The sequence below is a fragment of the Bradyrhizobium sp. BR2003 genome (assembly GCF_009720285.1).
GTDB lineage: Bacteria > Pseudomonadota > Alphaproteobacteria > Rhizobiales > Xanthobacteraceae > Bradyrhizobium > Bradyrhizobium elkanii.
This window is the reverse complement of the sequence record NZ_SMYJ01000005.1, coordinates 115,988-130,441: the sequence shown is the minus strand read 5'-3', so window position 1 is coordinate 130,441 and position 14,454 is coordinate 115,988. Positions and strand designations below refer to the sequence as shown.

Below are 14,454 nucleotides of genomic sequence, written 5' to 3'. Positions count from 1 at the left end.
GCCGCGATAGATCACGTCGCGCGGCTTGACGGTGCCGGGCTCTGAAACTTCATACGCCCACAGCCGCGCGGTCGGCGTCTCCGCGATGTAGACGGTCTTCTCGTCCGGCGAGAGACCAATGCCGTTGGCCGGCAGGATGCCGTGCACGGCCTCGACGATCTCGTTCATGCCGGGCTTCAGATAATAGAACGCGCCGACATCCATGTCGCGGGCGCGGCGCTTGCCGAGGTCGGAGAACCACAGGCCGCCCTGCCTGTCGAACACCAGGTCATTCGGCCCGCGCAGTTCGTGCTCGCCGCATTTCGTCACAACCGTTTCGACCTTGCCGGATTGCAGATCGACGCGCTGGATCGAGCCGCCGAGATAATCCTCCGGCTGCGGTCCCGGCATGATCATGTTGCGGGTCGGAATCCAGGAGAAGCCGCCATTGTTGCAGATGTACATCTTGCCGTCGGGACCGAGCGCCGCGCCGTTCGGGCCGCCCGGCACCTTGGCGACGATCTCTTTGCGCCCGTCGGGATAAACCCGGGTCAGCCGCTGGCCGCGGATTTCGACCAGCACGACCGAACCGTCGGGCATGACGACCGGACCTTCGGGAAACTCCAGATCGGTGGCGAGAACTAGGATATTGGCCATGGCATCCTCCCGGCTCTTTGGCTGCAGGCGGCTTCCCGAACGGTCCCGCACGCGCAACGTTGTTGTTTCATCCTCTTATGGCAAACGGGGTTTGGCTTGCCAAGCAATGGCCCCGCAAGGCTGCCCGGCGTTGAGGTGGGATGATGCCGCAAATGCCTTGCGAAGCAGGGACCCATACTCCGCGGCGGATATTGTGAATGGGACTCGTCGTTCGGGCGTCACTCAACAATGACTGCCTGTGGTTATGATCCCTGCTCCCGTGCGCAATTGCGCACTAGGCAGGGACGACACCGAATAGGTGGCACGGTCAGTGAGTCAGACTCCGTCGTCATTCCGGGGCGTGCGGAGCACGAGCCCGAAATCCATCGGGCCGCAAAACTGATGGTGAAATGGATTCCGGGCTCGCGCTCCGCGCGCCCCGGAATGAGAGAGAACGAGTACCCTAGCTCAACGCACCCGCATGCACCCACCAAGTGGGATGCGCGGCGCGGAGTTGTTCGCCGGCGGCCTCGGCGTCGGCGTCGGTTCCGAACACGGCAAAGCAGGTTGCGCCGGAGCCCGACATGCGCACCAGACGAACGTCCCTAGTCGCACGCAGCGCGGACAGCACGTCACTGATGACGGGCTCGATGCGCGCCGCGGGGGCTTCGAGATCGTTGGTGCCGCGCTCCAGCGCCGCGATCCAATCGTCGATCGTGCGGCCCGCTTCCGGCCATGACAACGCCTGCATCACGACGTCGGTGGCGCCGATCAGCAGCTCGCCATTGCGCAGCCCGAGCGCATTGAAGACGTCCCTGGTCGCAACCGGCACGCGCGGATTGACCAGCACGCACGGCATTTTCGGCAGATCGAGCGGCAGCAGGCCTTCGCCGACGCCGGTCATGTCGCAGGCGCGCGAGGCGACGCAGACCGGCACGTCGGCGCCGGTCTGCAGCGCGACTTCCATGATCCTGCTATCGTCGAGCGAGAGCTCGTTGAGCCGCGCCAACAGCCGCAGCGCCGCCGCGGCGTCCGCCGAGCCGCCGCCGATGCCGGCCGCGACCGGCAACACCTTCTCCAGCGTAAAATGGCCGACCTCGAGGTCCGCGACGCGCTCGCCGAGCAGGCGCGCGGCCTTGAGCACCAGATTGTCAGAGGTGTCGCCGCAGGCATCGGCCAGCGGCCCCGCCATCGAAAGCGACAGCTCCGGTCCCGGTTGGAGCGTCAGGCGATCGGCGCAATCGGCAAACGCGACGACGCTCTCGAGGTCATGAAACCCGTCGACGCGCCGCCCGACAACCTTCAGCGTCAGGTTGACCTTGGCACGCCCTTCTTCAATCAGCGCCGGCACGGCGATAAACCCCTAAAAAACAAACATCGTGATGCGATTAGCGTAAATCGCCGCACGATCCTATCCCTTTGTTTGGATGGAAATTCCAGGATTTGGGGTGCCGAATCAGCCTGCCTTCACCTCTCCCGCTTGCGGGGGAGGTCGGATCGTATCGAACGATGCGATCCGGGTGGGGGCTCTACCCACGGAGAGAATCTCTTTGCGGAGATACCCCCACCTGGCCCTCCCCCCCGCAAGCGGGAGAGGGAACGGTGGGAGCTCAGCAAGCGGACGGCGACTCAGCCGCCCTTGCCGTCGTCGTCCTTCTTCTTCTCGGCGGCGGCGGCGTTGGAGGTGTCGTCCGGCAGGCCGTTGTCGATCTTGGCCTGGATCTTCGGCAGCTCTTCCGGCTCGGGCTTGAGGTCGCGGGCGTGCGCCCACTGGAACTTGGCTTCCAGGGTGCGGCCGACGCGCCAGTAGGCGTCGCCGAGATGGTCGTTGATGGTCGGATCTTCCGGCTTCAGATCGATCGCGCGCTCGAGGTTCTTCACCGCCTCCTCGTAATTGCCGATCCGGTAATAGGCCCAGCCGAGCGAGTCCACGATGTAGCCGTCATCAGGGCGCTGATCGACGGCACGCTTGATCATCTTCATGCCTTCGTCGAGGTTGATGCCCTGGTCGATCCAGGAATAGCCGAGATAGTTCAGCACATGCGGCTGCTCGGGCTGCAGCTCGAGCGCCTTGCGCATGTCGGCCTCGGCCTTGTTCCACTGCTTCGAGCGCTCCTCGCAGATGCCGCGATAGTAATAGGTGACCCAGGCGTTCTTGTCGCCGCCGGCCGGCAGCGCGTCGATCGCCTGCGAATAGGTGGTGGCGCAGTCGGCGAACTTCTTGCGGCCGCGCTCGATATTGCCGAGCGCCAGGATCGCCTCGATGTCCTTCGGCTGATCCGACGTGACTTCCTTGAGGATCTTGATCGCCTCGTCGCTGCGGTCGGCGGCGTCGAGATTGGTCGCGAGCTGGATCTGCGCGTTGCGCTTCAGCGGCGAGGACGCCGGCATCCGCTCGTAGACCTTGATCGCCATCTGCGGCTTCTTCACCGATTCATAGAGATCGGCGAGCGACAGCAGCGCCAGCGGATGGTTGGGCTGCAGATAGAGCGCGAGCTGCAGATAGACCAGCGCGAGGTCCTCGCCGCCGCGGCGGGTCAGCGTCGCGCCGATGCCGTACAGCGCCTCGGCCGCGCCGGCCTGCGGTGACTCGACCAGCGGCGGCAGCTTCTTGCCGGCCTTGGTCTCCTTGATGCCTTCCAGCACCAGCGGGTGACGCGGCAGCTTCTTGTCGAAGGCCTCGTACATCGCGGTCGCGGCGGCAGCGTCCTTGTTGCGCGAGGTCCAACGCGCATATTCGTCGACCGTGCGCAGCATCGAATCGTCGAGCTTGTAGACGCGCTCGAAGCGGGCGCCGGCATCCCTCTCCTTGCCGGACAGCTCGTAGATCATGCCGGCATGCAGGTCCTTGAAGATCGGGTACCATTCCGGGCCGGTCAGCTTGTCGATCGAGGCGACCGCGGCCTTGCTGTCGCCGGCGCCATAGGCGGCCCAGGCCGACAGCAGCGTCGCGACGAGATCGGTGATCGGGCCGCGCACCGACTGGTTGATGTTGGACTGCGCGGCGGCATATTTCTTCAGCTTGAGATCGCGCACGCCGACGACCAGGCGCGCGACACGGTTGGCCTTGTCCTGGGTCAGGATGCGGTCGGCAAGCTTGACCGCCTCCTCGATGTCGCCGTCGGCGAGCGAGGAGATGAAGGCGCGGTCGAGCAGCTCCGAATTCTTCGGGTCGGTGCGCAGCGCCGAGCGGTAGAACGCCGCGGCCGAGGTCGCATCGCGCTCGACGCTGGCGTGGCGGGCGGCGAGATAGCTGCCGGCGGTGGTCAGCGACTTCAGGTCGTTCTTGGACGGGAATTGCGCGGTATTGTCGGTCGGATGGTCCGGCGTTTGCGCTGCAAGCTGCGCAGGCACGGCAAGCGCCGCGGCAGCGAGAACGGCAATCGTCAGGCGGTGGAATCGGGTGGACAGCATCACGGTCGCCTTGCTCCAGGGATTTACGCCAAGATGGATTTTATGGCCAAGATCTTGCGATCAGTCTCGAAATGCGAACCCAAGCGGCGGCATCACGGCGAGGGACAATGCCGCTTTTGGCGCTTATCCGCAAGGATCGCCCAAAGGCAATCCATGACGAATCAATTGGCAGATTAGGCCTTTAGGCCCGCCGATCCAGCCAGCCCCCGCAAGACGCTTCCACTATGGCGGTATCGTGACCGGGCCGGGCATATTCGCGCGCGGACGCAAAAAGGCGCCCCGGGAGGCTCGCCACGCGGCCAGTTCCACTTCACCCCTTGTGGGAGAGGTTGGAATTCATGCGAAAGCTTGAATTCCGGGTGAGGGATTCAGGTCTATCCGTCGATCGAAGTCTCTCGATGGACCGGTACCTCTCACCCGGATTGCACCTGTCGATGCAATCCGGCCTCTCCCACAAGCGGAGAGGCACAGCGCAGGTTGCGGCAACTCGCGCGGCCGCCTCACGCAAATGTGGTCGGCCGCCTTGAGCTCACCGTCGCCTTACATCGCCTCGTAGTTCGGACCGCCGCCGCCCTCCGGCGGAACCCAGGTGATGTTGCCGTTGGGGTCCTTCACATCGCAGGTTTTGCAATGGACGCAGTTCTGGGCGTTGATCTGGAAGCGCGGACCGGAGGACTCCTCGACCCATTCATAAACGCCGGCCGGGCAATAGCGGTTGGAGGGCCCGGCGAACACGTCGTGCTCCGAGGTCCTCTGCAGATTGAGGTCGGCGACCTTGAGATGGACCGGCTGGTCCTCCTCGTGGTTGGTGTTGGACAGGAACACCGACGACAGCTTGTCGAACGAGATCTTGCCGTCCGGCTTCGGATAGGCGATCGGCTGGTGCTGCTTCGACGGATCGAGCGTCTTGCGGTCCGGCTTGGCGTGCGACTGGGTGCCGAACAGCGAGAAGCCGAGCGTGTTGCACCACATGTCGAAGCCGGAGAGCACCGTTCCGAGCAGGTTGCCGAACTTCGACAGCAACGGTTTGGCATTGCGGACCTTGAACAGGTCCTTGCCGATCGCCGACGAGCGCCAGGCGTTCTCGTATTCGACGAGCTCGTCATTGGCGCGGCCGGCGCCGAGCGCGGCCGCGACATGCTCGGCGGCGAGCATGCCGGAGCCCATCGCATTGTGGACGCCCTTGATGCGCGGCACGTTGACGAAGCCCGCCGCGCAGCCGATCAGCGCGCCGCCCGGGAACGAGAGCCGCGGCACCGACTGGTAGCCGCCCTCGGTGATGGCGCGCGCGCCATAGGCGAGCCGCTTGCCGCCCTCGAACAGCTCGCGGACATCGGGATGGGTCTTGAAGCGCTGGAATTCGTCGAACGGCGACAGATACGGATCGTTGTAGTTCAGATGCACCACGAAGCCGACCGCGACGCGGTTGTCGTCGTAGTGATAGAGGAACGAGCCGCCGCCGGTCTTGTCGTTCAGCGGCCATCCGAGCGTGTGCTGAACCCGACCCTTCTTGTGCTTCGCCGGATCGATCTGCCAGACCTCCTTCAGCCCGATGCCGAATTTCGGCGGCTCGGAGTTGGCGTCGAGCTTGAACTTCGCGATCAGCTGCTTGGACAGCGAGCCGCGTGCGCCTTCGGCGAACAGCGTGTACTTGCCGAGCAGCTCCATGCCGCGGGTATAGGAATCCTTGTGGCTGCCGTCCCTGGCGATGCCCATGTCGCCGGTGGCGATGCCGCGCACCGCGCCCTTGTCGTCATAGAGCACCTCGGTGGCGGCGAAGCCCGGATAGATCTCGACGCCGAGCGCTTCCGCCTTCGGTGCCAGCCAGCGGCAGACATTGCCGAGCGAGCCGATGTAGCAGTGATGATTGTTCATCAGCGGCGGCATGATGAAGTTCGGCAGGCGGAAACAGCCTTGCGACGTCGTCCAGTAGAAACGGTCCTGCTCGACCTGCGTCTTCAGCGGACAGTCGGCATCCTCGCGCCAATCGGGCACCAGCTTGTCGAGGCCGGCCGGATCGATCACCGCACCCGACAGGATGTGCGCGCCGACGTCGGAGCCCTTCTCCACCACGACGATCGAGAGCTCCGGATTGAGCTGCTTCAGCCGGATCGCGGCCGACAGGCCCGACGGGCCGGCGCCGACGATGACGACGTCGAATTCCATAGACTCGCGCGGAGGAAGGTCTTCAGCACTCATGATCTTTGGTCTCAGCCCATTGAGAACGCTTCTAAGCTTTTCAAAAGTCGTTGTTTCCGATTTTTGGCGGAAGGACAACCATGGAATTGCGCTTCCATGGATTTGCACGGCCCGGATACCGCAGAGAATAATCTTTTCCGAAAACCGGCTCTACTTTTCCGGATCATGCGCTCGATCATGATGCGTTCCCGCGCAATCGCATCATGATCTCATCCCTTTGTTTGAGCATGATCTTTTCGGAAAACCGGTTTCCACTTTTCCGGACCATGCTCTAGATTGCAGCCATGATGGCCCTGCCGCCCGAGCCCACCCCTACACTGCAGCAATTGCTGGCCTTTTACCTCGAGGCCGGGGTCGACTGCGCGCTTGGCGATGCGCCGATCAACCGGCTCGAGGAGCCCGAGCCAGTTCCCGCCCCTGCCGTGCCGCGTCCACCAGCTGCGCTCAATCCGCTGCGTCCGCCGCCGATGCCGTCAGTTCCGCGCAGCGAAATCACCGTGGCGCCGGATGCGGCGATCGCCTCCGCGCGCGAGGCTGCGCGGACCGCGCCGACGCTCGAAGCCCTGCGCACACTGATGGAGAATTTCGACGGCTGCGCGCTGAAGCACACCGCGACCAGGCTGGTGTTCGCCGACGGCAATCCGCAGGCGCGCGTGATGTTCGTCGGCGAGGCGCCGGGCCGCGACGAGGACATCGAGGGCCTGCCGTTCGTCGGCCGCTCCGGCAAGCTGCTCGACCGCATGATCGCCGCGATTGGGCTCGACCGCAGCAAAGCCTACATCGCCAACGTGATCCCGTGGCGGCCGCCCGGCAACCGCACGCCGACGCCGCAGGAGACGCAGGTGTGCCTGCCCTTCATCCAGCGCCATATCGAGCTGGTGAATCCCGACGTGCTGGTGACGCTCGGCAATCCCTCGACGCAGGCGCTGCTCGGCACGCGCGAGGGCATCATGCGCACGCGCGGCAAATGGATCGACTACGACACCGGGACCCGCACGATCCGCGCCGTCGCCACCTTCCATCCGGCCTATCTCTTGCGCTCGCCGTCGTACAAGCGGCTGTCGTGGCAGGATCTGCGCGCGATCGCGAAGGTGCTGCAAGCGGCGATAACTTCGTAGCCCGGAAGAGCCAACGGGTCGCGCGGACGCGCGCCCGATGACAGGCTCCGCGCAATCCGGGTGGATCAAGCCGACTGAAAGAGCGGCCCCGGATTTCGCTGCGCTTCATCCGGGCTACGGCTCCACGTCAAATCACGTCCCCTTCGGCCGCACGATGGCCCAGCCGATCCGCAGCACCGGCTGCCGTCCGTTGACCAGCCGGTCGAACGAACGCGGCACTTCCGGCACGAGGCCCGGGAAGCGCTGCGCGATGTCGGGCGGCGGTGTGCCGGCGGTGTCCTGTGCGCGCCACACCACGACGCCGCCGGTCTCGTTGAATTTAGCGACGGACAGCCACGGCGTCCGCTGCGGCGTGGCGTCGAGCAAAAGATGCGGGCGGCGGCGGTTCATCGCAATCAGGCTGGCAAGTTCGGGATCGCCGGCCACCGCGCGGAGGCGCTGGTTGGTGCGGCGCTCATAGCTGTCATCGAAGAAGCGGCCCATCGCGGCTGCCGGCAGCGAGGTGGACGCCTCCGTGGTGCTGGTCCAGGGCAGGAACAGGGCCGCCGCCAGCGCCAGCGCGGCGGGCGCTGCGACCGCCAGGGCCCAGACCGAACGCAGCAGCCGCTGCCGCCTGAGCGGGATCAGGTCGCCGGTCGCGACGACGACGGCGAGCCCGGACATCAACAACGGCACGCCGGCTCCGCCGAAGGCGCGATCGAGATTGAACAGCCCGGAGACGAAGCTGCTCGCGATCGCCGGCGCGAAGGCGAAGAAATACACGAATTGCCGCGCCAGCGGACTGACCGGCGGGCGGTAGATGATCGGGGCATCCTCGGTCTTGCCGGCGAACCAGCGCGAATTGAGGATCGCCAGCAGCGCGATCGCTGCGGTCGCCACAATCAGTCCGCCGAGCACCACGCCCCACCGCAGCGCGCGCGCCTTGAGATCGGCCAGTGCAGGCAAGGCCGGCAGCGCCAGCACGTCGGCGCGGACCAGCCAGATCAGGTAGGGCAGCGCCAGCACGATGATGACCAGCAGCGCGTAGATCGGATCGACCGATTTGAGCATGCGCCGGCCGCCCCCGGTTGCGAGCGTAAAGCCTGTCACGAGCAGGATCATGCCGATCGCCGCCGGCGTCGTCAGCAGCAGCAGCCCGCAATCGATCGACCAGGCGAACCAGGCGCTGCGCCGGTTCTGCCCGATCAGTTGCCAGGAATGCAGCAGCAGCAGCGCCCAGAGCGGACGCGCCAGGATCAGCGGGCCGAACTCGACGCTTGGCGAGGAGAACACTACCACCGTCATCGACAGCAGCACCGCCAGCACACCCTGCGGGCCGCCGACGATGGTGCGCGCCAGGGCGTAGAAAGCGATGAAGGTGACGATTTCGCAGACCTGCGCCAGGAGATAGACGCCGAACACGTGATTGCCAACGGCGCGGAAGGCGATGTCAGCGAGCCAGAACGCGAGCGGCGGGCCCATATCGGTGCCGACCTGATATTCGCGGCCGAAGGCGAGGATGGCGGCGAGGTTGCCGGGCGGGCTGCCGTAGAAGATGGTCGGCAGGAATAGCCAGATCGCGGCCTGCGCCAGCACCACGATCCACACCACGAGGCGCGGCCGGGCGCGGATCAGTTCGACAACCAGGGAGGTAAACCGCATGAAACGCCTGAAATGCCCCGGCCACCCCTATCAAGCGGCGCCATCTGATCCCGAGGGTTTTTGATAAACGGCGGCGGCGATGGAGGCAACCGGCGTCCGACATGCCTGCGCAGTAACCTCGAACTCCGCAGTCATCCCCCCGCGAAAGCGGGTGATCCAGTACGCCGCGGCGGCCGGACTTGAGCACGACGGTCTCTGGAATACTGGATCGCCCGGCTCGAAGGCCGGGCGATGACAGTCGAGACTTTCGGTCTGGCGATCCTACGCCGCTTCGGATGCAGCGGCTTCGCTTTCGGCGTCTACCGCGAACAGGTCGGGCTCCGCCGGGACCGGGAAATGCTTCAGCCGTGCGGCGACGACGGGCGCGAAGAAGCTGCGGTGATGGCTGCTGGGGCCGAGCCGGTCGAGCGCCTCGAGGTGCTCGGGGACCGCATAGCCCTTGTGCTGCTCGAAACCGTAGCCGGGACAATCCAGCGCCAGCGCGCACATCAGGCGATCGCGCGTCACCTTGGCGATGATCGAGGCCGCCGCGATCGAGGCCACGATGCCGTCGCCGCCGATCACGGCGTCGCAGTCGCAGGGCGTGGCGAGCTTGTCGCGGCCGTCGACGAAGACGTGCTTCGGCATTTCCGGCAGCGCGTGCACGGCGCGCGCGAGCGCCCACAGCGAGGCGCGCAGGATGTTGTCGCGGTCGATTCGCGCCCGCGACGCCACCGCGACCGAGAACGCCGATGTGGCACAGATCTCCTCGAACAGTTCCTCGCGGCGCTCGACGGTCAGCCGCTTCGAATCATCGAGGCCCTTGGGAATCCGATTTGGGTCGAGCACCACGGCGGCGGCGACCACGGGACCCGCCAGCGGCCCGCGCCCGGCCTCGTCGCAGCCGGCGACCGGCCAGACGCCGCGCTTGATCAGCGCGCGCTCGCGCCGAAAGCTCGGCCGCGTCACCACGATGACACGCTTGTCCGGCCTGGCCGGTTTCTTCTTCGACGCGGCCTTTGGCGTGCCGCTGGACTTGTCCCGAATCATGCGGGGATCGTGATCAAGCGCGGCCCGCGGCGCAACCGGGAACCTAGCGCCCTTCCCCGTTATTCAATCCGTCGCGCTCTAATCGGGAACTGACACCCGGCGGTCGTCGCGAACCTCAAAGCCCGGCGCGCGCACCACCTCCCAGGCGTGGCCGTCGGGATCGCCGAAATAGCCGCAATATCCGCCATAGCTGGTGGGCTGCGCGGGCTTCAGAAGCCTGGCGCCTTTCGACAGCGCGAACGCCATCACACGATCGACCTCGGCGTCGTCGTTGCAGTTCCAGGCGATCGCGACGCCGCGGAACGCTGATGGCCGCGGCTGATCCGGCAGCCCGGCATCGGCTGCCAGCAGATGCCACGGGAACAGGCCGAGCACGGTGCCGCCGGTCTCGAAGAAGGCAACCTCCTCTCCGGTCGCACGCATCTTCCTGGTGAAGCCGAGCGATTCATAGAAGCCGATGCTGGCGCGCATGTCGCTGACGCCGAGCGTGAGGACGGTGAAGCGTGCGGTCGGGGTGTTACTCATTGTTGCACTCGCTGTTTGACCTCTTCGTAGCCCGGAGGCGCGGAGCGCAATCCGGGAAATCTTTGGCCACAAGTCGAAGAACCCCGGATTTCGCTGCGCTCCATCCGAGCTACGCGCCGTCACCTAAAACAGACTGAGTTGCTGTCCGTTGCGCTTCGGTTTGGCGAAGTGATCGATGGTCAGCTTGGTGCGCCGCTTGTTGAGGCCGAGCTTTTCACAGGCGATCTCGAAGCGGCGGCCGATCATCCAGGCCATCGGGCCGGTGCCCTTCATCCTGGTGCCCCATTGCGAGTCGTAGTCGCGGCCGCCGCGCATGTCGCGGATCAGCGTGAAGACGTGACGGTAGCGGTCGGGATAGTTCGCCATCAGCCATTCGCGGAACAGATCGCGCACCTCGAGCGGCAGGCGCAGCAGCACGTAGCTCGCCTCCCTGGCGCCGGCATGCGCGGCGGCATCGAGGATACGCTCGATCTCGGAGTCGTTCAGCGCCGGGATCACGGGCGCGACCATCACCGTGGTCGGGATGCCGGCATCCGCGAGCCGCTTGATCGCCTCGAGCCGCTTCGGCGGGGTCGAGGCGCGTGGCTCCATGGTGCGGGCGAGCTTCGGGTCGAGCGTCGTCACCGAGAGCGCGACCTTGGCGAGATTGCGCTTGGCCATCCGCGCCAGGATGTCGATATCGCGCACGACCAGTGCCGATTTGGTGACGATGCCGACCGGATGGCCGGCGCGCTCGAGCACCTCGAGGATGCCGCGCATGATCTTCCGGTCGCGTTCGATCGGCTGATAGGGATCGGTGTTGGTGCCGATCGCGATCATCCGCGCCTCATAGTCCGGCGCGGCCAATTCCTTCTCGAGCAGCGCGGGTGCGTCCGGCTTGGCGAACAGCTTCGATTCGAAGTCCAGCCCCGGCGACAGGCCGAGATAGGCGTGGGTCGGCCGCGCGAAGCAGTAGACGCAGCCATGCTCGCAGCCACGATAGGGATTGATCGAGCGGTCGAAGCCGATGTCAGGCGAGTCGTTGCGGGTGATCACCTTGCGCGAGGTGTCGGGCGCCACGCTGGTCGTGAACGGCGGCAAATCTTCGAGGCTCTGCCAGCCGTCGTCGAAGGCGACGCGGGCCTCCGCCTCGTAGCGGCCGCTGGCGTTGGACTGCGCGCCGCGGCCGCGCCGCCGCTCGCGCTCGATCGCGACCGCAAGCTCGGGAAAGGGGGCAGGAATGGGTGAAGGTGCACCCGCCGGGTTATCGGAGGGCGCCGTTACCGGCGGGTGCTTGAGGGCATGAGAGGATGCTCGGCTCATGCTTCGAAGCTAACACAGCATGAGAACAAATCAAGAACGCGAACGGAGAAATTCCACAGAACCTTGCTACAAAATTCTGCAGGCGAACAGGCTGCTTTGAATATGACAAGGTGATAACACGGCCGGAGCTTCTCCATCGTTTGAGCCATCGAAGCCTCAAAATCATGCTGAGCGTGATCATTCCAACCGACGGCGTCGAGCGCACCGCGGTCGCAACCCTGGCGGCGCTGGTGCCGGGCGCGGCCGCGGGTGTCATCCGCGAGGTGCTGCTGGTCGACCGCACCGACAGCGACGTGATGGAGCGCGTTGCCGACGTCGCCGGCTGCCGCTTCCTGCGTTTCGAGGGCAGCCGCGCCGCGGCGCTCGCCGCCGGCGCCAGGCAAGCGCGATCGCCCTGGCTGATGTTCCTGCATCCGGGCGCGGTGCTCGACGCCGGCTGGATCGAGGAGACCACCCAGTTCATCCAGATGGTGGCCGCCAGCGGCAAGGACCGCGCCGGCGTCTTCCGCTACGCCCGCGCGCCCTATACCGACCCCGGCCTGCGCGACGGCCTCAAATTCGTCGCCCGGATGATCACCGGCCCCTCGGCCGAACAGGGCCTCCTGATCGCGCGCGAACATTACGAGCGGATCGGCGGCTATCGGCCCGATGCCCGCCGCTCCGAGGCGCGCCTGCTGCGCCGGCTCGGCCGCTCCTCGCGCACCATGCTGCGCAGCCGGATCATGGTGGCGTAAGGCGTCAAGCGAAGTAGGCACTGTTCGCATGAAGGAGGCGCCAGAAAGCGCTTGCGGATTATTTGATTCCGTCAAATAATATCTTTGATGAAATCAAATTCCCATGACACCGCCCTCGAGAGCCAGGTTGCCGCCGTCCGCAGCTTCAGCCGGTTCTATACCCGCAAGCTCGGCATCATCGAGCCGAAGCTGCTGCACTCGACATTCACGCTGCAGGAAGCGCGGATCATCTACGAGCTTGCGCATCGCGAGAACTGCACCGCCACCGACCTGGTGCGCGATCTGGACCTCGATGCCGGCTTCGTCAGCCGCACGCTACAGGCGCTGCAAAAGCGCCAGATCGTGACGCGCAAGCCGTCGAAAGCCGACAAGCGCGTCAACGAGGTGGCGCTCACCGCCAAGGGCCGCACTGCTGCCGCCGACCTCGACCGCCGCTCGCGCGGCGAGGTCGGCGCGCTGCTCAAGCAGATGGACGGCGACCGCCGCGCCGCGGTGGTGCGTGCGATGGGCACGATCGAGCAGTCGCTGGAGCCTGCGGCCAGGAAGCCGATCGGCTTCCTGCTGCGCAGCCATCGCGTCGGCGACATGGGCTGGGTGATCTCGCAACAGGGTCGCGTCTACGCGGAGGAGTATGGCTGGGACATCAGCTACGAGGCCTTGGTGGCCGAGATCTGCGCGCAGTTTCTGCGAGCGTTCGATCCGGCCCGCGAGCATTGCTGGATCGCGGAGGTCGACGGCGAGCCGGTCGGCTCGGTCTTCCTGGTCAACGGCGGCGATGGGGTCGCCAAGCTGCGGCTGCTGGCGGTGGAGGACAAGGCGCGCGGGCTCGGCGTCGGCCGCGCACTGGTCGAACAATGCATCCGCTCCGCGCGCGAGATGGGCTACACGAAGATGACGCTGTGGACCCAGAGCATCCTGCTCGCCGCGCGCGGCATCTACGCGCGCGCCGGCTTCCAGCGGGTGAAGGAAGAGAAGCACCACAGCTTTGGCGTCGATCTGGTCGGCGAGACCTGGGAGCTGGAGCTTTAGGACAGCCCCCTCTCGTCATTCCGGGGCATCGCGTAGCGATGAGCCCGGAGTCCATCGGGCCACAGAACCTGCGGCAAAATGGATTCCGGGCTCGTGCTTCGCACGCCCCGGAATGACGGGGATAGAGGGTGGCTACGCGCTCGAGCCCTTCGCCTTCGGGCGGCGCAGATGTTCATCGAGCCGCGGCATGATCTCGACGAAATTGCAGGGGCGCGTGCGGTAGTCGAGCTGCGCGGCCAAAATGCCGTCCCAGCCGTCGCGGCAGGCGCCGGGCGAGCCGGGCAGGCAGAAGATGAAGGTCGCGCCCGCAACGCCGGCGGTGGCGCGGCTCTGGATCGTCGACGCCCCGATCTTGGCGTGGCTCAGCATGTGGAAGGCGACCGAAAAGCCGTCCATCCGCTTCTCGAACAGCGGCTCGACCGCCTCCGGCGTCACGTCGCGGCCGGTGAAGCCGGTGCCGCCGGTGGTGATGACGGCATCGACGGCGGGATCGGCGATCCAGCGCCGGATCACCGCGCGGATCGCCTCGACATCATCGGTGACGATCTCGCGCGCCGCCAGCTTGTGGCCGGCCGCGGCGAGACGGTCGGCCAGCGTGGTGCCCGACTTGTCGTCTGCCAGCGAGCGGGTGTCGGAAATCGTCAGCACCGCGATGTTGAGCGGGATGAATGATTTGGATTCGTCGATCGAAGACATGGTAGTGCGCTCCTTCCGCACATTCCGCCGTCATCCTGAGGTGCGCGTGTAGCGCGCCTCGAAGGATGGGCCACGGGGCTCCGTCATCCTTCGAGGCTCGCCGAAGAGGCGAGCACCTCCCGAGCGAGCGCAGTCACGCTCATCCGGGGATG

Annotated in this window: 12 protein-coding genes; 3 read left to right on the top strand and 9 right to left on the bottom strand. The window is 66.0% G+C overall.

Going from position 1 to position 14,454, the window contains the following annotated elements:
- From E2I15_RS01420 to E2I15_RS01405, 4 genes are all read right to left on the bottom strand, one after another.
- Positions 1 to 636, bottom strand: a 636-nt coding sequence (locus E2I15_RS01420; RefSeq protein WP_155262164.1) for an SMP-30/gluconolactonase/LRE family protein, incomplete at its 3' end; no start/stop codon positions are given.
- 442 nt (positions 637 to 1,078) lie between these two features.
- Positions 1,079 to 1,966 carry a 4-(cytidine 5'-diphospho)-2-C-methyl-D-erythritol kinase gene (locus tag E2I15_RS01415; protein ID WP_137478145.1) on the bottom strand — a complete coding sequence of 296 codons (888 nt, stop codon included), beginning with the start codon at positions 1,964 to 1,966 and terminating at the stop codon, positions 1,079 to 1,081.
- A gap of 278 nt (positions 1,967 to 2,244) precedes the next feature.
- On the bottom strand, positions 2,245 to 4,029 hold the full coding sequence (locus E2I15_RS01410; protein ID WP_137478146.1) for a tetratricopeptide repeat protein: 1,785 nt from the start codon (positions 4,027 to 4,029) through the stop codon (positions 2,245 to 2,247).
- 540 nt (positions 4,030 to 4,569) lie between these two features.
- On the bottom strand, positions 4,570 to 6,228 hold the full coding sequence (locus E2I15_RS01405; protein ID WP_137478147.1) for an electron transfer flavoprotein-ubiquinone oxidoreductase: 1,659 nt from the start codon (positions 6,226 to 6,228) through the stop codon (positions 4,570 to 4,572).
- A 293-nt stretch (positions 6,229 to 6,521) separates the two neighbouring features.
- On the opposite strand from E2I15_RS01405, the gene E2I15_RS01400 reads away from it, so the two are divergent.
- On the top strand, positions 6,522 to 7,346 hold the full coding sequence (locus E2I15_RS01400; RefSeq protein ID WP_137478249.1) for a uracil-DNA glycosylase: 825 nt from the start codon (positions 6,522 to 6,524) through the stop codon (positions 7,344 to 7,346).
- 132 nt (positions 7,347 to 7,478) lie between these two features.
- Here the strand turns inward: E2I15_RS01400 and E2I15_RS01395 are convergent, their stop codons facing one another.
- From E2I15_RS01395 to E2I15_RS01380, 4 genes are all read right to left on the bottom strand, one after another.
- A complete protein-coding gene (locus E2I15_RS01395; protein ID WP_137478148.1) occupies positions 7,479 to 8,987 on the bottom strand; it encodes a glycosyltransferase family 39 protein in 1,509 nt (502 codons plus the stop codon).
- Between the two features lie 261 nt (positions 8,988 to 9,248).
- Positions 9,249 to 10,016, bottom strand: coding sequence for a ribonuclease HII (rnhB, locus tag E2I15_RS01390; RefSeq protein ID WP_137478149.1), 768 nt, complete (start codon positions 10,014 to 10,016; stop codon positions 9,249 to 9,251).
- Between the two features lie 78 nt (positions 10,017 to 10,094).
- A complete protein-coding gene (locus E2I15_RS01385; protein ID WP_137478150.1) occupies positions 10,095 to 10,541 on the bottom strand; it encodes a VOC family protein in 447 nt (148 codons plus the stop codon).
- 123 nt (positions 10,542 to 10,664) lie between these two features.
- Positions 10,665 to 11,843 (bottom strand): PA0069 family radical SAM protein, encoded by a 1,179-nt coding sequence (locus E2I15_RS01380; protein ID WP_137478151.1) that lies wholly within the window; start codon positions 11,841 to 11,843, stop codon positions 10,665 to 10,667.
- Between the two features lie 164 nt (positions 11,844 to 12,007).
- On the opposite strand from E2I15_RS01380, the gene E2I15_RS01375 reads away from it, so the two are divergent.
- Complete coding sequence (locus tag E2I15_RS01375; RefSeq protein ID WP_137478152.1) at positions 12,008 to 12,577, top strand: glycosyltransferase family protein; 570 nt, start codon at positions 12,008 to 12,010, stop codon at positions 12,575 to 12,577.
- An 87-nt stretch (positions 12,578 to 12,664) separates the two neighbouring features.
- Positions 12,665 to 13,606: a bifunctional helix-turn-helix transcriptional regulator/GNAT family N-acetyltransferase gene (locus E2I15_RS01370; protein WP_137478153.1), complete on the top strand. Its 942-nt coding sequence runs from the start codon at positions 12,665 to 12,667 to the stop codon at positions 13,604 to 13,606.
- Positions 13,607 to 13,738: 132 nt separating this feature from the next.
- Here E2I15_RS01370 and moaB read toward each other — a convergent pair whose 3' ends face one another.
- Positions 13,739 to 14,302, bottom strand: a complete 564-nt coding sequence (gene moaB / locus E2I15_RS01365) for a molybdenum cofactor biosynthesis protein B (RefSeq protein WP_137478154.1) — start codon at positions 14,300 to 14,302, stop codon at positions 13,739 to 13,741.
- Positions 14,303 to 14,454: the final 152 nt, after the last annotated feature.

Coding starts and splice junctions, on each gene's coding strand:
- E2I15_RS01410 (WP_137478146.1), bottom strand. CDS start 4,029: ATGCTGTCCACCCGATTCCACCGCCTGACGATTGCCGTTCTCGCTGCC.
- E2I15_RS01405 (WP_137478147.1), bottom strand. CDS start 6,228: ATGAGTGCTGAAGACCTTCCTCCGCGCGAGTCTATGGAATTCGACGTC.
- E2I15_RS01395 (WP_137478148.1), bottom strand. CDS start 8,987: ATGCGGTTTACCTCCCTGGTTGTCGAACTGATCCGCGCCCGGCCGCGC.
- rnhB (WP_137478149.1), bottom strand. CDS start 10,016: ATGATTCGGGACAAGTCCAGCGGCACGCCAAAGGCCGCGTCGAAGAAG.
- E2I15_RS01385 (WP_137478150.1), bottom strand. CDS start 10,541: ATGAGTAACACCCCGACCGCACGCTTCACCGTCCTCACGCTCGGCGTC.
- E2I15_RS01380 (WP_137478151.1), bottom strand. CDS start 11,843: ATGAGCCGAGCATCCTCTCATGCCCTCAAGCACCCGCCGGTAACGGCG.
- E2I15_RS01375 (WP_137478152.1), top strand. CDS start 12,008: ATGCTGAGCGTGATCATTCCAACCGACGGCGTCGAGCGCACCGCGGTC.
- E2I15_RS01370 (WP_137478153.1), top strand. CDS start 12,665: ATGAAATCAAATTCCCATGACACCGCCCTCGAGAGCCAGGTTGCCGCC.
- moaB (WP_137478154.1), bottom strand. CDS start 14,302: ATGTCTTCGATCGACGAATCCAAATCATTCATCCCGCTCAACATCGCG.